22 protein-coding genes are annotated in these 26,745 nt (G+C 35.5%); 15 read left to right on the top strand and 7 right to left on the bottom strand.

The features are described 5' to 3' along the window. Window positions 1-46: 46 nt before the first annotated feature. From nrdG to BFS35_RS12455, 3 genes are all read right to left on the bottom strand, one after another. Complete coding sequence (gene nrdG, locus BFS35_RS12465; protein WP_099577116.1) at window positions 47-550, bottom strand: anaerobic ribonucleoside-triphosphate reductase activating protein; 504 nt, start codon at window positions 548-550, stop codon at window positions 47-49. Continuing rightward, window positions 547-2,406: an anaerobic ribonucleoside-triphosphate reductase gene (nrdD, locus tag BFS35_RS12460; protein ID WP_099577118.1), complete on the bottom strand. Its 1,860-nt coding sequence runs from the start codon at window positions 2,404-2,406 to the stop codon at window positions 547-549. Before nrdD ends, nrdG begins: the two co-directional genes overlap by 4 nt. Window positions 2,407-2,588: 182 nt before the next feature. Next, window positions 2,589-3,470 carry a 3-hydroxyacyl-CoA dehydrogenase gene (locus BFS35_RS12455; RefSeq protein ID WP_099577120.1) on the bottom strand — a complete coding sequence of 294 codons (882 nt, stop codon included), beginning with the start codon at window positions 3,468-3,470 and terminating at the stop codon, window positions 2,589-2,591. Between the two features lie 265 nt (window positions 3,471-3,735). Between BFS35_RS12455 and BFS35_RS12450 the strand changes: the two genes are divergently transcribed. The 6 genes from BFS35_RS12450 (at window position 3,736) to BFS35_RS12425 (ending at window position 8,849) form a co-directional block, all read left to right on the top strand. Next, on the top strand, window positions 3,736-4,896 hold the full coding sequence (locus BFS35_RS12450) for a Rho termination factor N-terminal domain-containing protein (RefSeq protein WP_099577122.1): 1,161 nt from the start codon (window positions 3,736-3,738) through the stop codon (window positions 4,894-4,896). Window positions 4,897-4,915: 19 nt separating this feature from the next. Then, a complete protein-coding gene (locus tag BFS35_RS12445; protein WP_205757167.1) occupies window positions 4,916-5,626 on the top strand; it encodes an excalibur calcium-binding domain-containing protein in 711 nt (236 codons plus the stop codon). A 69-nt stretch (window positions 5,627-5,695) separates the two neighbouring features. Beyond that, window positions 5,696-5,947, top strand: a complete 252-nt coding sequence (locus BFS35_RS12440) for a hypothetical protein (protein ID WP_099577123.1) — start codon at window positions 5,696-5,698, stop codon at window positions 5,945-5,947. Window positions 5,948-6,043: 96 nt separating this feature from the next. Then, window positions 6,044-6,988 carry a nucleoside hydrolase gene (locus BFS35_RS12435; protein WP_099577125.1) on the top strand — a complete coding sequence of 315 codons (945 nt, stop codon included), beginning with the start codon at window positions 6,044-6,046 and terminating at the stop codon, window positions 6,986-6,988. Between the two features lie 391 nt (window positions 6,989-7,379). Beyond that, window positions 7,380-7,880, top strand: a complete 501-nt coding sequence (locus tag BFS35_RS12430) for a DinB family protein (RefSeq protein ID WP_099577127.1) — start codon at window positions 7,380-7,382, stop codon at window positions 7,878-7,880. 12 nt (window positions 7,881-7,892) lie between these two features. Continuing rightward, complete coding sequence (locus BFS35_RS12425; protein WP_099577129.1) at window positions 7,893-8,849, top strand: cation diffusion facilitator family transporter; 957 nt, start codon at window positions 7,893-7,895, stop codon at window positions 8,847-8,849. A gap of 42 nt (window positions 8,850-8,891) precedes the next feature. On the opposite strand, the gene BFS35_RS12420 is transcribed toward BFS35_RS12425, so the two are convergent. Further along, entirely contained in the window at window positions 8,892-9,170 is a 279-nt protein-coding gene (locus BFS35_RS12420; RefSeq protein ID WP_099577131.1) for a hypothetical protein, read from the bottom strand. 135 nt (window positions 9,171-9,305) lie between these two features. Between BFS35_RS12420 and BFS35_RS12415 the strand changes: the two genes are divergently transcribed. The 3 genes from BFS35_RS12415 (at window position 9,306) to BFS35_RS12405 (ending at window position 12,368) form a co-directional block, all read left to right on the top strand. After that, on the top strand, window positions 9,306-9,989 hold the full coding sequence (locus BFS35_RS12415) for a CBS domain-containing protein (RefSeq protein ID WP_099577133.1): 684 nt from the start codon (window positions 9,306-9,308) through the stop codon (window positions 9,987-9,989). A gap of 139 nt (window positions 9,990-10,128) precedes the next feature. Then, window positions 10,129-11,094 (top strand): TcaA NTF2-like domain-containing protein, encoded by a 966-nt coding sequence (locus tag BFS35_RS12410; protein ID WP_099577135.1) that lies wholly within the window; start codon window positions 10,129-10,131, stop codon window positions 11,092-11,094. Window positions 11,095-11,228: 134 nt separating this feature from the next. Continuing rightward, window positions 11,229-12,368 carry a TcaA NTF2-like domain-containing protein gene (locus BFS35_RS12405; protein WP_099577137.1) on the top strand — a complete coding sequence of 380 codons (1,140 nt, stop codon included), beginning with the start codon at window positions 11,229-11,231 and terminating at the stop codon, window positions 12,366-12,368. A 63-nt stretch (window positions 12,369-12,431) separates the two neighbouring features. On the opposite strand, the gene trhA is transcribed toward BFS35_RS12405, so the two are convergent. Next, window positions 12,432-13,100 carry a PAQR family membrane homeostasis protein TrhA gene (gene trhA, locus BFS35_RS12400; RefSeq protein ID WP_099577139.1) on the bottom strand — a complete coding sequence of 223 codons (669 nt, stop codon included), beginning with the start codon at window positions 13,098-13,100 and terminating at the stop codon, window positions 12,432-12,434. Between the two features lie 507 nt (window positions 13,101-13,607). On the opposite strand from trhA, the gene BFS35_RS12395 reads away from it, so the two are divergent. Further along, the gene (locus tag BFS35_RS12395) at window positions 13,608-14,642 is read left to right on the top strand and encodes a LysM peptidoglycan-binding domain-containing protein (RefSeq protein WP_099577141.1); all 1,035 of its coding nucleotides are present in this window, start codon (window positions 13,608-13,610) and stop codon (window positions 14,640-14,642) included. A 36-nt stretch (window positions 14,643-14,678) separates the two neighbouring features. Here the strand turns inward: BFS35_RS12395 and BFS35_RS12390 are convergent, their stop codons facing one another. After that, on the bottom strand, window positions 14,679-15,293 hold the full coding sequence (locus BFS35_RS12390) for a thermonuclease family protein (RefSeq protein ID WP_099577143.1): 615 nt from the start codon (window positions 15,291-15,293) through the stop codon (window positions 14,679-14,681). Window positions 15,294-15,424: 131 nt separating this feature from the next. On the opposite strand from BFS35_RS12390, the gene BFS35_RS12385 reads away from it, so the two are divergent. The 3 genes from BFS35_RS12385 (at window position 15,425) to BFS35_RS12375 (ending at window position 18,106) form a co-directional block, all read left to right on the top strand. Then, window positions 15,425-15,988: a helix-turn-helix domain-containing protein gene (locus BFS35_RS12385; RefSeq protein WP_099577145.1), complete on the top strand. Its 564-nt coding sequence runs from the start codon at window positions 15,425-15,427 to the stop codon at window positions 15,986-15,988. Continuing rightward, entirely contained in the window at window positions 15,985-16,956 is a 972-nt protein-coding gene (locus tag BFS35_RS12380) for a YeiH family protein (RefSeq protein ID WP_099577147.1), read from the top strand. The genes BFS35_RS12385 and BFS35_RS12380 overlap by 4 nt, the downstream gene beginning before the upstream one ends. A 187-nt stretch (window positions 16,957-17,143) precedes the next feature. Further along, on the top strand, window positions 17,144-18,106 hold the full coding sequence (locus tag BFS35_RS12375; RefSeq protein ID WP_158554324.1) for a nuclease-related domain-containing protein: 963 nt from the start codon (window positions 17,144-17,146) through the stop codon (window positions 18,104-18,106). Window positions 18,107-18,436: 330 nt separating this feature from the next. Here the strand turns inward: BFS35_RS12375 and BFS35_RS12370 are convergent, their stop codons facing one another. Beyond that, a complete protein-coding gene (locus BFS35_RS12370) occupies window positions 18,437-19,960 on the bottom strand; it encodes a glycosyl hydrolase family 28-related protein (protein ID WP_099577151.1) in 1,524 nt (507 codons plus the stop codon). A gap of 183 nt (window positions 19,961-20,143) precedes the next feature. On the opposite strand from BFS35_RS12370, the gene BFS35_RS12365 reads away from it, so the two are divergent. Further along, window positions 20,144-21,691 (top strand): EVE domain-containing protein, encoded by a 1,548-nt coding sequence (locus BFS35_RS12365; protein ID WP_099577153.1) that lies wholly within the window; start codon window positions 20,144-20,146, stop codon window positions 21,689-21,691. Window positions 21,692-22,158: 467 nt separating this feature from the next. Further along, window positions 22,159-26,745: Ig-like domain-containing protein (locus tag BFS35_RS12360; RefSeq protein ID WP_117946050.1), on the top strand; the 4,587-nt coding region annotated here is incomplete at its 3' end.

Below are 26,745 nucleotides of genomic sequence, written 5' to 3'. Positions count from 1 at the left end.
AATAATATTAAATACATTATATCTTAAATAAATAAAAAAACATTATTTATTTTTCATGTAATATATTACCTTTGTTTAAATAATGGATACGTTGATTAAGTGACCCGCGAAACTTTAAGTTTGGCTGAAATAGGCTATGGACATAGGGACCATCAACAAGTACATCGATATCATTTAAAACTTCAGCTAGCACTGGTGTATTTTGAATATACTCAATCATATATCCTGACCACATCCATATATCTTTTCTATTCCCGAATTTCTTTCTGAATGCTGAAATAAGTGGTTGAATAACAGCTAAATTATCTAACGGTTCCCCACCAAGTAAAGAAAGTCCGCTGATATAATCTTTATCCAGCAAGGTTAATATCTCTTCGATTTTCTGTTCTGTGATGCGTTCTCCATGATTAAATGACCAGATACTTGCATTGAAACACTCAGGACAATGAAAGTGACAGCCGGATACATAGACAGACACACGCATACCTGTACCGTCTGTAACGACACAATTCATAACTTTGGCAACATATCCCATACCTTCATACGTCATAATAAATCATCTCTTGTCGACATATGTTTGACACGCGTGGCAATTTCAATTTGACGTCCTTTTACCATTGGACGTTTTAAAGGCTGTCCGAGATAACCGCAAGTACGTTTGACCACATCTGTCGTTTCAGGATTATTGTTTCCACACTCAGGACAGACATATCCTGTAGCAGTCGGTTGAAATTCACCAGAATAACCACATTCAAAACATTGATCAATCGGAGTATTCGTACCGAGATAACCGATACGTGAATAAGCATAGTCCCATACTGCTTCTAACGCTTCAGGGTTATGGATAAGCGAAGGGTATTCGCAATAATGAATAAATCCGCCTGTGGAATAACGCGCGAAGTCTTTTTCAAAATCAATTTTTTCGAAAGGGGTAATATTTTTGCGAATATCAAAATGAAATGAATTCGTATAATATCCTTTATCGGTTACGTTTACCACAGGTCCAAAGCGTTCAAAATCGAGTGCACAGAAGCGGTCCGTTAGAGATTCACTTGGTGTACCATATACACTGAACTGAATATCGTATTGATTGGTTAAGTTATCAGCGTATGATTTTATCGTCTTTAATATATTTAATATAAAGTCATAAGCATCTTTATTCTGTTCCCAGTCTTTCTCAAATAAATGTGCGCCAACTTCATATAATCCGATATAGCCAATACTGATGGTGCTACGACGATTATTAAACAATGCTGATATGTCTTCGTCGGCATGTAGTCTTTTACCGAATGCACCATATTGATAAAGTATAGGGGCATTTTGTGGGAGCGCATCTTTTAACCGATTAATTCTAAAAAGACAAGCATCACGTACAATATCCAATCTTTGATGCAACATTGTCATAAATGTATCCGGGTTGTTGCTTAATAATGCAATCCGAGGTAAGTTAAGCGTTACGACACCTAGATTGAAACGGCCATTGTTGATAAAGTGTCCATCTTCCTGGTAAGCATTCAGAAAGCTTCGACAACCCATCGGTGCTTTGAAATCGCCAATCATTTCTGTTAACGCCTGATAATTTAATACATCAGGATACATGCGTTTTGTAGCGCATTCGATAGCCAGTTGCTTAATCGCATAATTTGGATCAGTCTGCTTTAAATTTACCCCGTCTTTTAAACTGAAGACAAGCTTTGGAAATATTGCAGTCGTTTGATCGGCCCCTAGCCCTGCAATACGTGTATTTAATATTGCACGTTGAATCATAACACCGTATTTATCCGTTCCTAATCCAAAGCCGAAAGTTACAAATGGTGTTTGCCCGTTACTTGTATAAAGTGTATTAATTTCATATTCAAGAGACTGGATGGCATCACCGATATCCCTTTCGGTCATTTGTAGAATATATTGTTCCTGTTTGTCTTGCTGGATATACTTTTGTGCAGTTTGACGATGCTTTTCTGCATTTAAAGCGGCATAAGGACTTAGCACTTCATCAATACGATCCACTGAGCACCCACCATACTGACTGCTGGCGACGTTAGCGATAATTTGTGCGATCTGAGCTGCAGCAGTTTGAATCGATTTTGGTGATTCAACTTTCGCGTTACCAATCTTAAAACCATGAGCCAGCATATTTGGGATATCAATTAAACAGCAGTTCGTCATCGGCATATAAGGATGATAATCTAAATCGTGGAAATGAATATCTCCGTTTAAATGTGCGTGTTTAACATGTTTCGGTAGCATATCAAGTCCAAGTGATTTTGCGACAGTACCGGCTGTTAAATCACGCAGTGTATTAAAGACATTCGCATCCTTGTTTGCATTCTCATGAACAACTTCTGGATGTCTATTTATTAAACGTTCTAAGCTGTTCTTTAAATCTGTTGTTTCTGTTAACATTTCATCACCTACTATATATTGTGTTTACAAATACATATTAATACTATATATAGTGTTTGTGTAGAAAAATGGAGTGAATTTGAAAAGATGTCATAATTACAACGAAGCTATCTGGTTTTAAGAACTTGAGGTGTGAGAAAAGTTACAAAAAAAGCCGAACACAATGTTCGGCTGTGAAAATTTTATCCTTTTAGAAAGTCAGGTGCTTTATAGCTAGGGTTTGGATATTTATAGAACCCTTCTCCTGTTGCAACACCTAGTTTACCGGCATCGATATATGCTTTTAACATATCAGTGACGCCTTGTAATTGTGGGTTTTTCTGTGAAGCTTGCAATGAGATGTTATAAGCAGTAGTGAGACCAATAACGTCTAACATTGCAAATGGACCAACAGGAGCACCTGTCCCAATCATCCAGGCTCTATCAACCGTTTCAGCGTCACCAATACCATTGGCGAGTAACATTTCAGCTGACTGTAAAAATGGCACGAGTAAAGAATTTAATATATAGCCAGGTTGTTCTTTCTTAACTAGAATCGGAACCATATTAATCTGTTTCGCAAAATCCATCACAATTTGATTATATTTTGGATCCGTTGTATCATGGCTCATTACTTCTGCGATATTATTTTGCCAGATAGAATTAGCGAAGTGCAACGCTAAAAAACGATCAGGTCGATCTGTAAAATCGCGGAAAGCGCTTGGCATCATCGTTGAAGAATTTGTTAAGAAGATGGTTTTCTCAGGCGCGATACCTTGTATGCTCTCGTACAATTTTTGTTTTGCTTCTAAATTTTCTGCAATAGATTCGATCATAACATCGCTATCAGCTAATACTTCAGACATATCCATAGAAATTTTAATCGCATCATGTGCAGCTTGCGCTTTTTCGGGATTATTAAAATAGGCACCGTAAATTGGTACAAGCTTTGCTAGTTTTTCCTGAATACGTTTAACTGAGTCTTCAGTTCTTGCATACATGACAACATTGCAATCAAAGAATGCGCTTTGAAATGCCACTTGACTCCCTAATACTCCGCCACCGATGATGCTTACATTTTTCATATGAACAGCTCCTTAGTTTTTATTGAGCAGGAATGCCCGATTTTTACTATTATCCTCATCTTTATTATACAACCATTTCAAAATATTGGATGTGATGAATTGTGACAATATCATAAATATGTTGTTTAAACATTTAAAATGTATGTTTATGTTAAATTAGAAAGTTTAATTTTTTCTTAATCATTGGTAAAATAGAATAAATATAAATAAAACGCATGTATTAAAAATGGGTAGAATCAACTTATAGAACCGTGGGGGACTTACTATGACAAACGAGTTAAATATCGACATCGCAGCACAGGAAGAAAAAAAGAAATTAGTCGCTGAAAAATTTAATGACAATACACTAGATATGTATTTATCAGCGCTATCTAAAGAAGAGTTAAAAAATATATGTCGAAACCTGGGGATTAAAGGTTACTCTTCTAAAAGTAAAGAAGATTTGGTTAGCTTAATTACCGAAGCTTATTTTGCAGATGATCAAATGCTGGATAAGATGTTACAAACATATAATAGTGATTTTAAAGTCGTGTTAGATGATATTACTGCACAAGAGAAGAACTACATGGTATATCATCATGATATACCGGATGAAGTTTTCTTATTTTATGCAGATGATACTGAGCTATTGTTCATTCCAAAAGATGTAAAAGCGCATTTTAATACATATAAACAAGCACATCCAGCATTTAAGGAAGAAATTGATAAGATTCATTTTTATCGCAGCGCATTGAATTTATATGGCTTTGTAACGTTGAAGCATTTAGCAGTGTTAAAAGAAAAATATTTCAATGTACAAATGACTGAAGATGAAATCCGTGAAGAGCTTATTGATGTGATGCCTGAGTACGAAGCGCTGATTAAAGATGGCAGTGTTAAACATAAAGAGCTTAGTAATATTGATATCGATTTAAAAGCATTAACCGAACAAAAAGATTATTATATTCCTGAATATGAAGATTATAAATTATATACAGAACACTTCTATGTTGAGCCGACGCAAGAGATTAAGCATTTAGTTGAATATATCGAAGCAGGAATCACTGAAGATTTCCAGGGAACAGACACAGGGAAATTAATTGTTAATACAATCTTGTTCGGATTACGTGCCAACGAAACACCTGCACAAATTCTATTACATATTGATAATGTTGAAAAGAATGGTTTCGTTAAGTTTGATGATCGTGAAAAGCTCACTGAACTTATTACAGCCGCATTAAATACAACAAGACTATGGACGCTAAACGGACATACGCGCAATGAAGTACAAAGTAAAGTCCAAATTGAACAAGGACAATCTCAGGTTCAACCACAGGCACCAGCACACACAGTGAAAAAGAAGAAACCAGTACAAGTAAAAAGAAAAACTAAGAAACGTGGTAAAAACAGAAACGTAGCACACGTAGCAAGATTGAATAAACAATAATTGGGATGGGGATGAAGCAATGAAGAAATTATTAACAGCATTATCAGTAACGATGATTGCAACAAGTTTTTCAACAGCAGATGCATACAGTTTTAAATCAAAAGATATGGCGATGCCAAAACTTACAGATGCTAAAATATTAAATCAATTAAAAGCGGGTAACTACAAGTACTATAAAGTAGGACTTGGAACAACGAAGAATGCGATGACCAGCAATTGGGGCGCAGAAAAGTCTAAAAAGACAGTAACATTTAACAATAGAAAGAACTTTGAATACACATATGGTAAATATAATGAATTAATTGCAACAACATATGGCACGATGTCTTCATCTCATAGACCGATAGCACTTATTAAAATCAAAGATGCTACACCTAAATATGATATGAATGCAGTCCGAAATGTATTAGGTACAAAGAAAGCTTCAACACTATCTGGGGGCGTGAAGTACTATTCATACGGTGCGTTAACAGTATATACAAAATCAATCAATAAGGAAGAATTAGTCTATCAAATTCAAATGAAGCAACTACCTGCTAAAGCAGTTGCTAAGCCGGTTACTCGCACTACAGTTACACCACCGCCAGCCAGAATTACAAGCGCTTATTACGGTAGTTGCCGAGACGTATGGAATGCATTAGGACGTCCAATTAGAAGTAGTGATGCAGGATATAGTCATGACTTGGACAGAGATAGAGATGGAATAGGGTGCGAATCTCGCCCGAGATAAGCGTATAACTAGAGCAACATAGCGTTTAATGTTATAGTGTATCGTAACAAACATTTAGAGGTGAACAACTTGAATAGAACTGGAGAAACAACAGTTTGGGGTCGTATGTATAACATATTAAATATTGCCGTTGTAGCATTAATCATCATCCGTTTAATTACAGATATGAACTTTAATATGTTAATCGTATGTTCATTTGCAGCTTTACTCGTACTTGGACTACTGGATAGTTTAGACCGCAACGCATGGCGTGAGAATATGTTCCGTCATATCTTTGATTTTATATTGCTTGTATTATTTGCAGCACTTTATTTCGGATAATATATAAATTGTCATCAATAAGACTCAATGCTATTGAAATAAGTTCCTTATTCAAATTATAATGAGGAATATTATTAAATAGATTGGAGTCTTTTTATTATGAAGAAAACAAATGTGTATTTTAATCACGATGGTGGCGTGGATGATTTAATTTCACTATTTTTATTGTTACAGATGGATTCTGTAAAATTAACTGGTGTGAGTGTTATCGACGCAGATTGCTACATTGAGCCGGCAACTTATGCATCAAGAAAGATTATTGACCGCTTTGGCGATGGTAAATTAGAAACTGCTAAGTCGATTATTCGCGGGAAAAACCCATTTCCGAAAGACTGGCGTATGCATGCATTCTTTATGGATGCACTACCGATCTTGAATGAAAAAGGTTCAATTGACGCACCACTATCTGATGTTCCGGCACACGAGCATTTAATCAATGCGGTGATGAAAGAAAAAGAAAAGACGACTTTATTGTTTACTGGTCCTTTGTCAGATTTAGCAGAGGCATTAAAGACCGAACCGAAGATTACTGAAAAAATCGAAAAACTTGTTTGGATGGGTGGTACGTACTTACCAGATGGTAACGTACATGAACCTGAACATGACGGAACTGCTGAATGGAATGCATACTGGGATCCTGAAGCGGTAGGTGTCGTGTTTGATGCTGATATCAAGATTGATATGGTAGCACTGGAAAGTACAAATCAAGTACCACTTACACCTGCAATTCGTCAAATGTGGGCGAACGAACGTAAATATCCAGGTGTTGATTTCTTAGGTGTGAGCTATGCAGTTGTACCGCCATTAGTTCATTTTATAACGAATTCGACATACTTCTTATGGGATGTGTTAACGACAGCATCTGTTGGAAAACCTGAACTTGTAAAATCAAAAGAAATATTATCAGGTGTTTATACTGAAGGGCCAAGTCAAGGTAGAACGTACGAAATGGAAAATGGAAGACCAGTAAATGTCGTATATGACGTTGATCATGACGGTTTCTTTAACTACATTACCGATCTTGCAAAGAAAGTGAAATAGAAAGTGGTTGCGAAATTGGGGAATCACCAATTTCAGCAGTAAAATCTCGTCCGAAATTGGGGAATCACCAATTTCAGCAACAAAATCTCGTCCGAAATTGGGGTATCACCAATTTCAGCACCAAAATCTCGCCCGAAATTGGAGTATCCCCAATTTCAGCAACAAAATCCAACCCGAAATTGGGGAATCCCCAATTTCAGCAACAAAATCTCGTCCGAAATTGGGGTATCACCAATTTCGTCCAACCATCACCAATAAACAAGTCCGATATCGACAAGATATCGGACTTGTTTTTATATACTTAATTACTAATAATCGTTATCAGTACAATAATGTAGCACAATACAATTTTACTTGATACACTAAGTAAAAAATGCATAGGAGAACGATCATGTTTAATATATTCAGAAGAAAAAAGGAAAAAACAAACGATATGTTAACTGTTTTAGGTGTTGATGATCGCGTACGTGGTACTGCAGGTGAGGAATATGTGCATCACGAACAGCAAATCACTGAACTGATCAAGCCGATTACAGAAGCTGAAGCGAAGACAACAATCGACGGACTACCAAACAATATTTACTGGATGGTTGGACATGTCATTGTAGAAAATGAATATCGTTTAATACCGAACGATGTTAATACTGAAATTGCCGGATTAGCAAAATACTTTAAATCCGGAACGAGTCCTGATGACTTTGATGAAGATATTCCTTCTTTCGATACGCTAAAACTATTGCTCACTATACAGACAAAACGTCTACTTGGTGATATTTGCGATCGCGACGAACTAAGTATTAAGAACGACAATATTGAATTTGCTGCCAACCATATGACACTACACTTAGGGCAACTCAAAACAATGTACCAACTTATAATGAACAATGACTAGGGGATAAATTTTATGAGAAAACAATTAGAAAGTCCAACATACTTTCACCATGTCGAACATTTAAAACATCAGCAAGGCTCAAAACGCACACTATGGGCGTCACTTTACATTACATTATTCTTTACGATTGTTGAAATTGTCGGAGGACTATTATCGAATTCACTTGCATTACTATCTGACTCAATGCATATGATGAGTGATGTATTAGCATTAGGATTATCGATGCTAGCGATATATTTCGCTTCTAAAGCACCGACAGCTCAATATACATTCGGCTATTTACGTTTAGAAATATTAGCAGCATTACTTAACGGTTTAGCACTTATTATCATTGCATTAGGCATCACATACGAAGGGATTATGCGTATTTTACATCCGCAAACAGTTGATGTAAAATTAATGCTTATCATTTCTACAATCGGACTTATCGTCAATATTATCTTAACAATCATCTTAACCCGTTCATTAAAAGGTGAAGACAATATCAATGTGCAAAGTGCACTTTGGCATTTTATTGGAGACTTATTAAATTCAGTAGGCGTTATTGTTGCAGTGATCATCATCTACTTTACGCATTGGACTTTAATTGACCCAATTTTAAGTATTATCATTTCAATCATCATCTTCCGTGGAGGATATAAGATTTGTAAAAATACTTGGGGGATTTTAATGGAGCGTGTGCCAGACGGATTAGATACTGATGAAATCATTCAGACGATGAAAAATCATCCGGCAGTTGTTGATGTACATGAATTCCATCTATGGTCGATTACAACTGATCATCCATCAATTACAGCGCACGTTGTTGTTGAACCTTCAACAGATGATAAGAACTATCAGGTCATCAATGAACTTTCAACGATTTTAGCTGATAAATACAATTTAAAACACTCAACGCTTCAAATTGAACATCTGGAGAAAAATAATCCAGACAATGCATATTTTGAAGAGGTTAAACATTACGAATAAAACCGTGTGCAGCGATTGCTGTACACGGTTTTTTATAGATGATTATAATAGCTGATCTTTTGGAATAGGTGATACATCTGATAATCTATATACATTATGGCTTATATATTGTAACTCATCTAAATAAAGGGTAATGTAGCGTAGAAGACGTAATAATGTCAATTCATCATTATTTGTTTCCATAATGCGATCATAATTGAGTTTTCTACAACGGAGACGCATAAATGAAGGGGCCTCATGATACATGTCATTCTGGTATATAGAACATGTCCATCTATGATTAAAGCGGTCGAAGATTTCGTAGTTGTTTAGCGCATTCAATATGTATCCCCCTTTCATATTAAATTAAATATACCATGTAAATTCTTTGAATAATACAATAATTAATTATATAAAAAAATAATAATTAAGTTCTAATTGACATTAAATTGCATGATTTAAATTGGGAGGTTTATCATGACTACAGCAGAGAAATTTCTGAATGCTTTTAATACGATTGAAAGATATTTAACACAGTATAATTTAAATAAAGGTTATGCATCATTTTCACGATTAGTCGACTACGCCGTCTTAAAAGATAAGGTTGTTGCACAGTATAAAGATGATCTGAAACAGTTTGCTGAATTACGTAATGCTATTGTTCACAATACAAGACTTGGTGACAATCGCGTTATCGCAGAACCACATGAAGACGTCGTAAAGGAAATTGAACTTATTGCAGAAATGCTGCTACATCCGACGCGTGCTATTGAAAAAGCAACGAAAAAAGTTGTAACGTTCCATATTAATGATTTGCTTACAACAGTGTTATCTCAAATCAATACTTCTAAGTTCACTCAGTTTCCGATATATAATGGCAAGACTTATGTAGGTTTACTTACTGAATCAGGCATTACCCGATATTTTGCCGTAAATCATCAGAAAGATATCGCTACAATTAAATTGTCTGAAGTAATAGCATATGAACAGAAAGAACGGGCTGCATTTGTTGGAGAAGGTGCAACGGAAATGGAAGTTGTAAGCATGTTTAAGTCCTACAACGAGCGGAATGAAAAGTTAGAAGCGGTCTTGATTACTGATTCAGGTACAAAAGAAGGGAAATTAATTGGATTAATTACTTTATACGATTTATTAAATTAATTTAAATTAGTTTTATCATGATATGAAAATAATAGTTAATTTTATTTCATATAGATAATATTGTAAAATAAATATTTCAAATTCAATCTACATAACATATAATGAAGAAGATAACATAATAATGGATTGGGTGAGGGATTTGAAATATATACTAGGCGTACTAGCGTGTGTATTTTTATTGTTTACAACAGGTTGCAGTAACCAGGAAGAAAAAATCATCAGTGCAAAAAGTGCAAGAAAATCTCAATATCTTTACCAATGGTCAGGATCTAAAAAAGATGATATTATGCTGGTCAATTCAGCAGTGAAACACTTTTTTGATCGCTACGCAGATGCATATAATAAAAATAATTATAATCTCCTCAAATCCACTGTAAAAGAAGGCTCAATCGCTGAAAAAGAATTAAAAAAAGAAATCAGCAGTGGTAATTACACGAATATGGAAGTATATAGTAATACAATCGATAAGATTTCAACGCAAAAAGATGAATATGTTGCACTTGTGGGTAAAGAAATATCGAATTACGCAACGAACGGCAGAACATACTCTGAAACTGTTTTTCACTTTGTCTATGATCCTTCATTAAAGCAAATGATGATTACACAAATTTCAGACGTGAATAATAGCGAACTTAAGGTAAACGATAAATCACAAGCTCAAAAAAACACAAAGGGTAACGGCGTTGTTATCGATATTTTATCTACAAATTTTAAAAATGAATTCTTCTTAGATAATAATCGATTTGCTGGCGGTATTTCTGAACAAATGAGTTTCCAGGTAATTAAGGATAAGTTTGGAGACTTTTCAGATCATACAACGATTAACCAAAAGAAATATTACATCTTTGGCAATGCCGGTATCAATTTTAATAAACAATTAGACGATAAAAGTACAGGTGCTGAAACGGCACAGGATATGGTCATCGTACCTCCATACATGTTGTATCAGGATGTTCTTGCATTCTACGGACAACCTAATAAAGAATTTTTAGAAAATACAAATGATCCGCGCGTTATCTATGAGAATGAATCAGGTAATGTGAAAGTTGCATTTCATTTATCAACAAATAAAAAAGAAGTAGAGTATGTTGAAAAACTAAAATAAGTGGAGCCCCTACAAATATTTGTAGGGGTTTTATGTAAAGGAAAATGAAAAGCATGAAAGAAATTTTCGTGATGATAGTTTGCTTTTTTAGAGTACTCATACACTTCTATGGTAAAATAGAGGAAAATAACTGAATGGATGGTGTAGTCGTGCGTATATATAAATTAATATTGACAGTATTGTTGTCATTTGTGCTTGTGGCATGTAATAATGCGCAACAGGACAAAGAAGAAACGAAATCAACTGAAACATCAAAAGTGAAGTCAGACAGCCCAGAAACAACAACGGAAGAACCATCTAGTGAAGCGCAGTCGGATAAAGAAAAGAACAAAGAAGCACAATCAAAGAAAAAAATAAAACAAACAAAAAAATCAACTAAAGCTAAAGTGACGAATACAAACGAAACGACAGCTAACTTAAAACAGCTGACCCATCAAACGATGACCGATTATTTAAATGCAATGCCGAATGCATATAATCAACGTAATTACAGTATGATCCGTCCCTTTATAAAATCTAACTCTAAAGCCGAAGCATATATTTTAGCGAAATTACCGACAGGTAGTTTTGATAACTATCGTATTACCGCTCAGAGTATAGATCAAATTGATGTTAGAAATAGATATGCGCATGCCATCGTTACTCGTACGCTATCATCAAATGCTACAGGTGGACAATTGAAACGCGTCATTACAGTATTTGATTTCTACTATAATAAACAATCAAAGAAAATGGAGTTATATGACTTTAATGATAAAGCCATTTTTGATGTTCAAAATGCAGCACCAACTGCACCAAAAACTCCTTCAGCAACACCTAAGCCATCAACACAACAAGCGAAAGGCGATGCAACGACATGTATTCAAACACGATTGCAATCAAGTTGTGAAGGTGTAAGTGATACACAGTTACGCAATGCATACAATGCAATGGTGAGGGCAGGCACTTTACCTCAAGCAGCTGACAATGGATGTATTTCTTGTACGATTAAAGCAGCTTATCAGTTAAAAGATCAGCCGGTCGCTACTCAAGTAAAAGTGAAAAGCTTACCTCAAGCTGTTCAAATGGCATCCGATAAATACCGTAAAAAGGTAGAGGCTTATTATTCTGAAATGGATATCGCAATTGTCGGTGCTGAACCGATAAACGGTAAAGACATTCAGGAAGATTTAGGTGGGAAGTATTATAAAGTGAAAGCGATTGATATTCAGTCAAAAGAATTATTGCAGACATATAAAGTTTATATTCAAAGCGGAAAGATAATCGCAGAATAGAATATATGATTATAGATACCAAAAAACGTCAGAAATTAATCTGACGTTTTTATTTTTTAAGTTTTACTGAATAAAATATAACAATGCGACGAAGTGACAAAGTGCACCGGCAAGGATAAAGAAATGCCAGATCATATGGAAGTAATGACGATGTTTTTGTGCATAGAACCACGATCCAACACTATACATCACACCACCTAAAACGATAAAGGTAATAAACAACCAGCTCGCTTTTGTAATGAGCGCTGGAAATAAGAGGATACCTAACCACCCCATAATAAGATAGATTGCAAGACTGATTTTAGGGTTAACGTGTTTTGCGGTCGATTTATAAACAATACCTGCAATCGTAATGAGCCATTCAATAATCATAATACTGATACCTAACTTACCACCCACTAAACTTAAAGCCACAGGAGTATAAGTCCCTGCAATAGCGATATAAATTAAAGCATGGTCGATAATGCGCATCACATATTTATGAATCGATTTCGGAGGCATGAGGTGGTAGACAGCTGATGATAAGAACATCAGGAAGATGCTAATTAAAAATACGCTGATACCAAATGCAAATGTAGGACCATGTTCGATATACGTCTTGATTGCAAAGTAAGGTAAAGTGAATAAAATAAGTAATGCTGGTACACCATGAGATACCGAGTTACCAACTTCTTCACCGAATTTCAATTCTTTAATATCTCTGAAATTATAGCGAGGTGCTTCCGGTTTCATCTGATCATTCCTTTAGTATGCTTTTTTATTTTATTCTAACATATAATTAATCATTACATGATTTTAGACTATTCGTAAAAAAATGAATTAAAAATTGTCGAAAACAATCATTAATTTACTGAAAATTCTAAATTTACAGTAGTTTGTTACAGTTATGTTACAATGTAAAACTAATGACTCTATTTAATTCACTTCAATATATATAGCGGTTTCAAACGTTGATATATCAATGTTTTATTAACATGACAAACCAAATTATAATTGTTAAGTAAAAAAAGAAAATTGTCGAAAATAATAAAAAGAATTTTTATTTCATTTACTCACCGAACATCAGGAAGTGTTGATATAATTCAGTTGAACACAACTTTGTACAAAAAGTGTTCGTATTAAAAATAAATATTATTACTTATTAATAAATAAGCAATTGAAAGAAAACTGTAATGTCAAAAGAACAATAAATATGCAATAATAGATTTATTGAAAAAGTAAGGCTAGGAGGAACAAAATTTGAAGAAGAAATTAATTTTCGCGGCTACAACTGCATCGGCTGCGGTTGCTACTTATTCACATCAAGCAGAAGCAGCAGAACATAAAGTACAACCTGGTGAGTCACTATGGTCTATCGCCAACCGATATAATACTTCGATTGATCAGTTAAAGTCGTTAAATCAATTATCATCAAATTTGATTTTTCCTTACCAAACTTTAAAAGTATCGGGTGAAGTAACACGAACAAATACGACAAATGTGAGCCGTCCGCAAAGTACGACATCTACTGGTAATACGCATATTGTTCAAGCTGGCGAGAGTTTATCGATTATTGCAGCAAAATACAATACATCTGTAGCGCAGATTATGAAATTAAATAATTTATCAGGCTATTTAATCTTTCCGAATCAGAAATTAAAAGTAACAGGTGCAGTTAGTACAACGATTCCTGTGACAACAACATCTACAAATTCAGGCACAACTAGTGCTAAGACGCATATCGTTAAGCCTGGAGATTATTTAGCAAAGATTGCTGCGCAATATGGAGTATCAATACAAAGTATTAAACAGTGGAATAATCTATCATCAAATATCATTTATTCCAATCAAAAATTGATCGTTAGTGGGAATGCAGTTGCTGCCACTATTCCGACAAGCGGCGTACAAAAAGCACCTGCTAAAGTTGTAACAACGTCAGTAGTTACAAAAACACCTGTATTTGCACATGCTAATTTGTATGACTACGGTCAATGTACATGGTATGTATTTAATAAACGTGCTGCAATCGGAAAAGGTATTTCAACGTATTGGTGGCATGCATATAACTGGGCAAGTGGTGCACGTAAAGATGGATACACAGTAAACAGCACGCCGGCAGTTGGCTCAATTGCGACAACTACTGATGGTCCTCTAGGACACGTTGCATTCGTTGAACGTGTTAATGCTGATGGAACAATTATGGTTTCAGAAACGAATTATTTAACGCCTTCAGGTGTTGTGGGTTATAGAACACTTACATTAGCTCAAATGAGCAGATATCAATTTATACATTAAAGAGGAGAGACGATGGTCTCTCCTCTTTAATTATGTCTATTTAAATAAATCTTTTATACCTTTAATCAAACCATCAATTGCGGCATCCAATATTCGATGTAGTGCTTCGCGTATTTGAAGACCGATATCAGTTTCAGCCTTTCGTTCTTCAGCTGTACTATTAAAGCCTTCTCCGTCTGTATTAACGAAACCTTTTATCGACCAGATCTTCAAACCTTGCTGTTTTGCCTTTTTTTCGGCTTGTAACAATCTGTCTAAATAATCCTTTTGCTGATAAACATAACCAACGCGTGCATAACCTTGCTGAACGAGTAGTTCATTGATCATCGTATTGCCACAATAAAGATAAACTAAATCTCTGCCGTAACGATCTTTCTTACCTTTCGTATCATACTGAATCTTTAAATCGCATGTTTTTACGAGAGATTCTGTAAAGCGCGCCGCTTCAATCGCATACGGTTGAACTGGCGTGTTGGGCTTTTTCGATTCCGGCGTATCAACGAGTAATAGTCTTACGGTTTTTTTTCTGTTATTTACTTTTACAGAAATAGTATCGCCGTCAATAGCGTGATCAAATGTTGCATCAATCTTTGGCATGTTTGTCTGAAACATGCTGAAATTTATTGTTAAAGCTAAAGCAGATAATATCAAAATAAAACCTCATTTTTTAAAAGATGTTTCTATTATACACAAACGTATGTTCTGTTTCAAATAAGATAGTGCTTTATCATGTAATATTTGTTCGTTATAATGAATGTAACAAAGTAAAGCAGGTGAAGCTGATGAAAGAAATACATGATATTGTTGCGCATAATTTAAAGATGTATCGAACTGATAATGGGTTAACTTTAGATAATGTTTCACGACGTACAGGAGTTTCAAAGACGATGTTGTCTCAAATTGAACGAGGAGATTCTATTCCATCAATTACGACGGTGTGGAAGATAGCGAATGGATTGAAGATAAGTTTCACTGCTTTAATCAAGTCTCCTGATCAAAAAGTAGATATTAAGAAAAAGTCAGAATTATTGGAGATGACAGGAGATGATGGAAGATATCGATTATATCCATTCTATCCTTTTGAAAGTGGTCATCCGTTTGAAATGTATCAGTTTGAAATTGAGCCAGGAGGCGTGTATGCAGCAGAAGCACATCAAGCCGGGACTGAAGAGTATATCATGATCTATCAAGGTATGCTCAATCTAAAAGTACAGAATGAAGATTATCAAATTGGAAGTGACATGTCGATTCGCTTTGATGCAGATGTTCCTCATGTGTATACCAATATTGGGGATGGTATCCTTCGTGGTACGATGACTATTTATTATCTGGAGCAAATGCTATGAAATGGTATGGTATCATCCTTTGCAGTATAATCGCAGTCATTGCAACACTACTCGGACAGGTGTTTCCGATTATCGGTGGTATTATCTTTAGTATTATTCTTGGCATCATCATGAGCAATACTATAAAGCTGCCAGATCAATATCAACCCGGTATTAAATTCGCTTCAAAGAAAATATTGCAGTATGCCATCATTGTAATGGGGTTTACGCTTAATTTAAGAGTAGTAGTAGAAATGGGATTATCATCATTACCTATTACATTGACGACTATAACTGCAGCGTTACTCACAAGTCTATGGTTAGGTAAAGTTATGAACATCGGAGAAAATATTAGAACGTTAATCGGTGTCGGGACGGCCATTTGTGGTGGCTCTGCAATCGCAGCAGCAAGTCCGATAGTAGATGCTAAAGAAGATGAAGTGGCGTTCTCATTATCGACAATCTTTCTATTTAATATTATCGCAGTCTTTATCTTCCCGATTATTGGGCATACAATTGGGTTAAGTGATATTGGTTTCGGTCATTTTGCTGGCACAGCGATTAATGATACAAGTAGTGTGGTCGCTGCAGGATATGCCTATTCTGAACCAGCCGGTGACACCGCAACAATTGTTAAACTTGTTAGAGCGCTGATGATTATACCAGTCTGTCTTATACTGGTGATGTTACAACTTAAGAAAAGTGAGAAGAAAGCATTTAGTATTAAAAAGGTATTTCCGTGGTTTATTCTATATTTCTTTCTGGCAAGTGTAGCGACTTCAATTATTAATTTGCCTGAAGCAATAATTTCATATATAAAAATGCTATCAACGTTTATGATTAGCATCGCGATGGCAGGTATCGGATTATCAGTGAGCATTAAACAATTCAGAGCAATTGGAATTAAGCCTGTTTTATTAGGTGCAAGTGTATGGTTCGTCGTAGCGGGTATAAGTTTAATAATGCAGTGGCTGTTAAATATCTGGTAGGAGTGTTGATATGATAAAGAAATTTATATTGTCGTTTGTGGTTGGGTTAATTGCGATGTTATTAAGAAGCGATAAGAAAGCACAATAAGTACTAAGAGTCCATATGAGGACTCTTTTTTTGTTGGAAAAATTCTTTAATACATTGTATATTAATGTTGTGTTAACAAATGTTAAATGGGGTGACTTAATGTTTGTAAAGCTTCGCGAATTAAATGACTATGAACGTTATCTTTTAGAAGTAAAAGATAGGATACAAATCGATAAATATGATAGCGATAAATTATTTACTTTAGAGAAAGGTATATTAGGTGAAGAATATTTTTATGAGCGTATCAAAGACTGTGAAGGTGGCGCTAAAATCTGGGACTTGCGATTAAATATTAAAGGGGAATCACAATACGACTTTATTATTGTATCAAATAAGAAAATTGTTCACCTTGATACAAAGTATTATGAAGGAAAATATAATTATAATAACGGTGTATTTATGAGTGAAAATAATTACGTTATTAATAACCCGCTATATAAATTGGACATTCAACACAACAAACTACAGGAACTCGTAAGGAAATTAGGTATTGACTATGAAGTGCTAAGTTATGTGATTTTTGTGGGTGAGCAATTTGAAGTTATCGGATACAAAGGAGATAAGAGGATATTATTTAATAAAGATTTAGATGATATTATTAAAAGTCTGAATGAACGCGAAGTAACGAAAGAAGAAATACAAATTGCACGCAATTTATCAGCTTATTATTACGATAAAGGCGTGTATGATCGCATCTATCATTATCCATTTGATTTGATGAGAAAAGGAGTAAAGTGTCCGAAGTGTCGAAGATTTTTGCCTCTAATGGAGAAAAATGCGAAAAAAGTGAGATGCACTTGTGGATGTGAGTATTCTAAAAAAGCTGTAGTTCGGTTTGCTTTTGATGCAATATATTTATTGAAGAATACCAGTGTAACTTCTAAAGATATCTTTGACTTTACTGGTGTCGGTAAGACAACCATTAAGAAAGTGCTAAGCACAGAATATGAGAAAATTGGTGTGAATCGATCGACCGCATATGTGGCGAGTAAATCAGATGACATGTTAATTAAAGAAGAGATTTATTTGTATAAGGTAGATAGGGGTATGTTTGTTGGGTAAGTGTCTTCAGAATCAATTTGGCGCCACTTCCGTAGATGATATTAAGAAATCATACGAGAAAGTGTCTTCAAAAACAATTTGGCGCCACTTCCGAAGACGATATTAAGGAATCGTATGAGTAAGTGTCTTCAGAATCAATTTGGCGCCACTTCCGAAGAAGATATTAAGAAATCGTATGAGTAAGTGTCTTCAAAAACAATTTGGCGCCACTTCCGTAGATGATATTAAGGAATCGTACGAGAAAGTGTCTTCAGATAAAGTTTGACGCCACTTCCACAAACAATCCCTAAACAAAAATACACGGAAACATAAGTTTCCGTGTAAATATTATTATTCAGCCTTCAATGGTGCTACTTCACGTCCTAAATCAGCTGGTGCAAGAGGGTTCTCGCGTTTCGGAATAGGTTTGTTCGTAGATTTCAGTTTCTCAGGTACTTTGCCATTTTGCGCTGATGTCTTCTTTGGCGCTTCGTTTATTGTTGATTTCTCAAGATTAATTTTCTGTGTATTTTCTGAGAACTCACCAAGTTCATTTTTATTTGCTTCTTTTGTTAAGTTCACTACACTATCTATAAATGTACCAGTACCGTTAGCAACTAAACGATTTGATACATCATTGAAAGTTGTATTGTGGAATGTCGCGGTCGTATTATTTGCGTAAACAGCAGATATTGGTGAGCGTTTGCCATCAATTTCAATGTTATTTACGACTGAATTATACATATCAAATGAATAATTCTTCGGTTTCATTCCTTCAGTATAATAAACACCATGAACGATGTCATTACGACCAAAAGGTAGTAGGTTCATTTCGACATTATTTGATCGTTCACGTAGTTCGCCGTTTACTCCTGCTGCAATGAAATAACTCTTTGCACGTGTTTTAACATCATCAGTGTTCCAATACACATTACCATACGTAGACTCTACATGGAATGTTGTTTCATAATCATTGAATGTAGAATTCGTAACATTGATTGTTGTATTTTGATCTTTCAGCCAGTTATCTTCATTAGCATCTTGTATCGTACCATTTTCATAAACGACACCGATCCAGCCCATATACTCTTTTGAGCGTTTTGAAGTTTTAGCGTTAGATACTACTTTATCAATGTTAACGACAGCATCATCTTTATGACCGCTTAAATAAATCGCCATACCGAAGCTATCAGTAATATCATCTCCACCGACATCTTCCAGCTTAACATTTTGAATATTAACATCGCGATATTCTTGAGCAAATATCGCATATCCACCATACATATGTTTATAGTTGACGTCATGAATATTTAAATTTTTAGTGTTCGTAATCGCAATACCTTTAGTCATCGCAGTTTTATAGAAATCATCTGCTTTTTTCATCGTAAAGTATAAATCTTGAGGATTCTTACTACCATCGATTGTGATGCCTTCAATTTCAATTTCAGAAAGTGCATCTTTACTTGAAGCTAGACGCATCGTATAAAATTCTGGTGGATTTGTCATCGGATTCTTCGGTTTAATGATTGCACCTTCACCCTTAATATGTAGCCCTTTAATATCATTTACTTCTATCGTTTTATTCGTATCATAAGTACCTTTTGGAATCACGACTTCGACAGCTTCTTCTTTTGACTTTTCGATTGCTTGTGTTATTGCATCCGTATCATCTTTATTGTCATCTGGCTTTGCTCCGAAATCTGCTACATTAATTTGTTTCGCATTTTTAATAGAAGGCGCTTCTTGAGTAACATTTTCTTTATTTGTTTCTTCGGTACTTGTTTCTTTTGATTTTTCTTTATCTGTATCCTGGCAACCCGTTAGTAACACTGTAACTGCAACTGCTGGAAGTAACCATTTTTTCTTAAAAGACATTATTTACTCTCCTTTGGATCATAAAATTTATGATACAGTCCATTCTAACATATTCGAGCAAAAACCTACTGATATAAGCTACTTATATCAGTGTAAAAATAAATTAATTTAACATAAAACGCTATCATACCGATAAAATCTTTACTATAATAAAACTAATTGAGTAAACAGGGGGATATATTTGTGAACTACTTTTGGCTGAATTGTGGATACAATAGATTTAATCACTTCGAAGATTTAATGGGACAAGTATCAGTGTTCGATTCCACAGTACACTTTAACCCGAATGAAGGATATACAGCATTCAAACGCGCAGTGCCAGGAGATAAAGTCATCTTCTATCAAGTGCAGAATAAAATAGGCATACTTGGGGCAGGCTCTGTCTTAAAAGTTGAAGAGCCAAGACGTGGACAAATTAAAATCCACTTTAAATATGAAGAAAAGCTCGCACCATTTACGAAAGAATATTTAATTCGAGATGAATCACTTAAACTGACAATCAACAGTATGAAAGAACAACTGCTTAATCCGTTATCTGAAGAAGACTATGAAAAGATAGTACGCGTTGGGCGAAATGAAGAGAAGATTAATCGTTACTTTATAATGAAGGAAGACATAGATTTTGAAGCAGATGAAATATATACAATCTATGTACGTAACATTAATGGCGTGAATCGTAATGGATTTAAACATTATAGTCAGATGCAACCTGGGGATAAAGTGATTATCTATAAAACGATGCCTGAAAGAGGTATATACGGAACAGCTATTATAATAGAAGGAATGCAACGAAATCAACCGATTCCAGGAAGAACAGACAGTACAGCGGTAAAGATAAAATATATAGCAGACATTACACCACGTACTATCTATGAACTAGACCGTGAACCACAATTACGTGCGCAATATTTCTTACATGAGAAGTGGAATGAATCCGTGACAGAAATTACACGTATTCAGTATGATACATGTTTAAATCCATCAACAGACCTTGAACCGATTCAGTCACCTACGATACAACAAATGATTGATACAGCAACATACTCAGCAAGAAGAAGTGCGATGGAAAAGCAATTAAAGGCTAATACGAATACAACGACAAATCAGTACGTTCAAAGCCAATCAATCCAGCAACAAACAGAACAAAGCAATATACAGCATTCAAACGATTATCAACCAAATATACAACAAACAAGTGCACAGCGTTCAAATCAACAACCTTCAGCAACACATAAACCTAAAGTTACACCGAAACCATGGAAGATGATTTATGTATTCAGTTTACCTGAGCATTTCAATGGAGTGGATACTGCGATTAAATATTTACAGCTCAAAAGAGAGCATCTGAAAATTTACACAGCTGATTCAATGTGGACGAATGGTAGCTTATATGGACAATATATCAAAGAAGAAGATCATATCGTATTTCATCAAGGGATTATTACAGAAGCATTAGCCAGTCCAATAAAACATGACATATTAATAGAAGATTTTCATCATTTAAATGCTACGCAACTGAAACCAATTATCCATGCAGCTCAAGGTGAACAAGTATCGTTACCAGTCATGAAAGAACTCACGCGAGCAACAATTGGATTAAATGAGGATGCGACGTATCAGTTAGATCAGGAATTTAAGATAATCGCCTTAACGACTCAAACAGTTGATGAGTTTAAAGCACAATATCCAGTATATATGCATCAATTTATGAAATTTTATGCATATAAATAAAGCTGTTCAAGTAAGTAACAAACAAATGAGGGAATAAATAACTATTTCCATTAATTCATCAATAAATATATTAAATCGGATGAATTCCTAATTAGACGCCATTTAATAACGTTTTTTAAATGCTTTGCTTATAAAAAATAAGCGAAGTATTTTTTTTTTGAATACAAATTAAAATAATTTCTTGTTTGTCACAAAATAGACACATTTGAAATAAAAATAATAATTTCAAATTAAACATAAAAGTTAATTTTAATCAATGAATTGAAAGACTGTTAATATAGGGAAAAACTGAGAGAAAGAATAATTTGAATACTACACAATATAAAATTAAATATCTATATAATTAAAATTTAAAAATAACTGGCATTTAATCATTTTACTTTTAGTTTAAATTGTTACATAATACAACTGTATCAAAATATTTTTATATCTTAATCAATATAAAAATCATTGGAGGAAAATAATTAATGAAGAAAAAGCCCAACAACAAAAGAATGGATTTCTTGCCGAACAAATTGAACAAGTACTCTATTCGTAAATTTACAGTAGGTACGACGTCAATCCTGATCGGTTCGTTAATGTTCTTAGGCAATTCGGCTGATGCAGCTGAAACGACTACGACAACAACGGATACGACGGCAACACCATCAACTGATAGCCCTACGACCGAAGCCCCAACTACAGAAGCTGCGACTACAGAAGCAGCAACTACAGAAGCGCCTACAACAGAAGCTCCGACAACTGAAGCAGTAAATACTCCAGTACAAGCACAAAACTTAGAGTTTAATGCAGATAATACTGAATTAACTGGTATTGCTACATCTGGACAAGTGGTTGAATTACACTTAGCTGATGGAACAATTGAAAAAACAGTTGTAGACACTGACGGTACTTTTACATTCCGTAGTTTAACTGTAGCAAGTGAAGAAGTTGTATCAGTAATCACAGTTGACGGCGACGTTAAGAGTGAAGCTGTTAAAGTAACTGCAAACAAAATTGTAGAAGCAACAACAGAAGCGCCAACAACTGAAACTGCGACAACAGAAGCGCCGACAACAGAAGCAGCGACAACAGAAACTGCAACAACAGAAACTGCAACAACAGAAGCAGTGACAACAGAAACTGCAACAACAGAAACTGCAACAACAGAAGCGCCAACAACAGAAGCAGCGCCAGTAGTAACACCTGACGTTGCAACTGCGCCTGAAACTACAGAAGCAACAACTTCAGTAGCAGATACTACAGCTGCATTAACTACAGCTACAACTGATGCTGAGAAACAACAAGTATTAGCAGATACAGTAGTATCAAATACTGGTATTACTCAAGAAGAAGCTAGCGCGTATGTTGCTAACTTAAACTTAGATTATGCTAATTTAACAAATGAAGAATTAACAGCGTTATTATTACAAGCGATTGCTAATAGTCAAGCAGCTAATGAATTACCAGTATTAGCCCCGACTACAGATTCTTCGTTAACAAATGCTGAAAGTTTAGCTTTATCAGCTAATGCAGTTGAAACAACTGGTACATCACCAATGACGTTATCAACTTTAGCATTAGGTGATGTAAGTACTATCAATGCATTGGCAGCAACTTCTCCAATTGAATCAGAATTAAATGCTGGTGCTATCTATACTAAAGGAACAATGGATCAGTTGTATTCTTATAGAGGGCATGCGTGGATCTATAAAGATGGCAATATGGGTGATCAATCAAACCCAGCACCAACAATGAAAGTATATCTACAATGGGTTGACGGACAAGGTACAGTTTCTCCGGTTTTCTATACAACGACTAATGCAGACGGATCATATTCATTTGACTTCTTAAACCCTGACTGGAAAGCAGGAGATGATTTAGCAAATAAAGGTTATCAAGTAAAAGATGTAGATGGTAACGTTATTACTAAATGGCAAATCGCTGGTGATGGTGGATTCGCTGTAAAGACATGGGTGGAAAATCCGGATCCATCGGTTTATAACGTTATTAAGGAAGGGGATAAAGTAACAGGCTTCCATACTAGAACGAATAGAACGAACGAATCATGGAACTTTACAGCAGGTGTGAATGTAATTGAAACATCTGAAGTAATCCTTCAAGAAATACCGAATAGTGATCCAAATTTATTAGAAACACCTACACCTGCATATACTACTACAGGTTCTTATGGTATTGTGAGTGGAACTGTCTGGTACGATGGTGGAGATATTGCTGGCTCACCAAACCATGTTTATTATAATACTGGCAGAGACTTACCTGCTACAGGTACACAAGTAGCAGCTTCTTATGTGAATGATGAAGTAACTCGACAATTTGATGCTTGGAAAACTGCAAACCCAGGATATACACTAGATCAATTTAAAGCAGCTCAAAAACAAATTATAGCAGATTATGAAGCGTTAAACGGTGCAGGATCTCATATTGCTGAATCAGTTGTTGCAACAGTCGACCAAAATGGTAATTTCTTAATTCCATTTAAAGGATTGTATGGTTACAATGCATATACGAAAGGTGCAAATACAGTTACAGCTGAAGAATACGGAAAAGTAGTTGCGGATGCTGACTTAAATAATACTGATCCTCGATTATGGGATTTTACTGTCAATCCATTTTTAAAAGACCGTCATATTAATACAGATTATATATATTTAACTACTTTAGTGGAGAATTATAATGTTTGGTCAAACAGTTTTCAAAACAACATGTTCGAACCAATAGGTGATAGTGATGCAAACACTGGATTTAATAGCAGTGTAAATAATCAAATTGCACTTTTAGCAAATACACCTATGCATGATGTATTAGTCGATACAGCAGCAATCGGTGATACAGTGAACACAAGAACTGATGGTTTACTTCCAAATACGGAGTATCAAGTACAATGGTTTAAAGATGGTAAACCATTTGGAGGTCCTGTAACAGTTACATCAGGAGCTGATGGAACTGTTGGATCCCAACCAATTACTGTACCGTCTGATATCACAGGGCCAACGACGTTCACATCAGCAGTATTCTGGAAAGGTGAGTCAACTGGAAATTTAACTACTGCACTTGCAGCAGATTCATTTGTGGCAGATGTGGCTAAAGCACCAGATGCACCAGTCATTTCTCCTGTAGATAATAATGACACAACGTTAAACGTGACAGGAACACCTGGATCTACTGTTACTGTTACAGATAACAACAATAATATTGTTGGAACAGTAGTTATTCCAACAGATGGAACACCTGGCGTAATTACATTAGCTACACCATTAACAGAAGGAACGACATTAACTTCAACTGCAACAAATTCTAATGGAACTTCTCCAGTTTCTAATACAGTTACAGTTGTAGATGTTATAGCGGCAATTACTGCTCCACCTGCAACAGTTGGAACAGCAATAGAGCCTATCGTTATTTCGAATAATGATGTCGGAACACCTAATGACACAACAATTACTGTAAATGGTTTACCATCAGGATTAACTTATTCTAATGGCCAAATTACAGGTACTCCTTCAACTCCTGGGACTTATACAGTTACTGTAATTGGAACTGATGAAAATGGAACTACAACTCAAGAACAGTTTGACATTCTAGTCGAAGCAGTAGTTTTAGATGCCGATACTAATCAACCAAATTACAAAGATGCTGTAGTTGAGTGGGGACAAAGTGTGACAATACCAGCACCATTAAATGTAGATGATACTACACCACCTATAGGTACACAATATTCACCAAGTGGCACTTTACCTTCATGGGTAACAGTTAATGCCGATGGAACTATTAGTGTTAGTCCGGATTCGACAGTATCACCGGGTCCAGTAACTGTTCAAGTGTTGGTAACATATCCTGATAATTCTACGGAGATAATAGATGTAGTGATAGATGTATTGCAAACTCCTCATGTTATTTCTGAACAGTTTGGTCCAGATATTTATTCAACGATTGATCCTAACATTGTAGGTGCTGCTGAACCAGGTTCGACTATAACTATTCAATTTTATGATGGCGAAACTTTCACAGGTATTGCGGATGAGAATGGTAACTTTTCTATATCAGTACCTTTTGAAGTAAGAGATAAATATAAAATCACTGGAGGCTTAAATTACGTTATTTCAGTAGATGAAGATGGCAATGAAACTAAGCATATATTTAATGTCCATGACACAATTCCACCTCAAATTGGAACTTTAAATCCTATTTCACCTACAGATACTGAACTTACGGGATCAAGCGCTGAACCAGATACATTGGTTATTATTACTGATAAGGATGCCAATATTTTATATACTGCAGTAGTAGATGCAAATGGAAATTATACTGTACCGTTGAATACACCACTAACTGAAGGTACTGAAGTATTTGCAGTTTTTGTAGATAATTCGGAAAATATTGCGAATGGCAGTTACAATACAGCTGATGGAACGTTAACTCTAGATCCAAATAATTTAGTTTCACAAATTGTTTCTGGAGCTGATCCGAATGTAGATGCATCAAATGCGACGGTTACAGAAGGACAGGCGATTACGCCGATCGAAGTAACGATCACAGATGAAAGTAACACGACAGAAGTGGTGACAGGCCTACCATCAGGCTTAACGTATGATGACGCGAACAATCAGATCATCGGAACACCAGATATCATCACAGACTGGAACGATGACGCTGCGACAGGCACGTACGAAGAGACACGTGACTTCCCAGTGACGATCGAAGTGACGGATGAAGCAGGTAACGTAACAGAGGAAACAATCACAATCACAGTACAGCGTGATACGGATGGTGACGGAAACCCTGATGTAACAGATACAGATGATGACAACGACGGAATCCCTGATACAGAGGATAACAATCCGAAGGTAGCAGATACAACAGCACCGACGGTGGATGCATCAGATGCGACAGTTACAGAAGGACAGGCGATCACGCCAATCCCAGTAACGATCACAGATGATAACGACACGACGGAAGAAGTAACAGGCCTACCATCAGGTTTAACATACGATGATGCGAACAACCAGATCATCGGTACACCGGATATCATCACAGACTGGAACGATGACGCT

The sequence above is a fragment of the Macrococcoides goetzii genome, from assembly GCF_002742385.2.
GTDB lineage: Bacteria > Bacillota > Bacilli > Staphylococcales > Staphylococcaceae > Macrococcoides > Macrococcoides goetzii.
Note: the sequence above shows the minus strand (reverse complement) of the source record. Positions and strands in the feature narration are given on the sequence as shown.

Coding starts and splice junctions, on each gene's coding strand:
- nrdG (WP_099577116.1), bottom strand. CDS start 550: ATGACGTATGAAGGTATGGGATATGTTGCCAAAGTTATGAATTGTGTC.
- nrdD (WP_099577118.1), bottom strand. CDS start 2,406: ATGTTAACAGAAACAACAGATTTAAAGAACAGCTTAGAACGTTTAATA.
- BFS35_RS12455 (WP_099577120.1), bottom strand. CDS start 3,470: ATGAAAAATGTAAGCATCATCGGTGGCGGAGTATTAGGGAGTCAAGTG.
- BFS35_RS12450 (WP_099577122.1), top strand. CDS start 3,736: ATGACAAACGAGTTAAATATCGACATCGCAGCACAGGAAGAAAAAAAG.
- BFS35_RS12445 (WP_205757167.1), top strand. CDS start 4,916: ATGAAGAAATTATTAACAGCATTATCAGTAACGATGATTGCAACAAGT.
- BFS35_RS12430 (WP_099577127.1), top strand. CDS start 7,380: ATGTTTAATATATTCAGAAGAAAAAAGGAAAAAACAAACGATATGTTA.
- BFS35_RS12425 (WP_099577129.1), top strand. CDS start 7,893: ATGAGAAAACAATTAGAAAGTCCAACATACTTTCACCATGTCGAACAT.
- BFS35_RS12415 (WP_099577133.1), top strand. CDS start 9,306: ATGACTACAGCAGAGAAATTTCTGAATGCTTTTAATACGATTGAAAGA.
- BFS35_RS12405 (WP_099577137.1), top strand. CDS start 11,229: ATGGATGGTGTAGTCGTGCGTATATATAAATTAATATTGACAGTATTG.
- trhA (WP_099577139.1), bottom strand. CDS start 13,100: ATGAAACCGGAAGCACCTCGCTATAATTTCAGAGATATTAAAGAATTG.
- BFS35_RS12385 (WP_099577145.1), top strand. CDS start 15,425: ATGAAAGAAATACATGATATTGTTGCGCATAATTTAAAGATGTATCGA.
- BFS35_RS12380 (WP_099577147.1), top strand. CDS start 15,985: ATGAAATGGTATGGTATCATCCTTTGCAGTATAATCGCAGTCATTGCA.
- BFS35_RS12375 (WP_158554324.1), top strand. CDS start 17,144: ATGTTTGTAAAGCTTCGCGAATTAAATGACTATGAACGTTATCTTTTA.
- BFS35_RS12370 (WP_099577151.1), bottom strand. CDS start 19,960: ATGTCTTTTAAGAAAAAATGGTTACTTCCAGCAGTTGCAGTTACAGTG.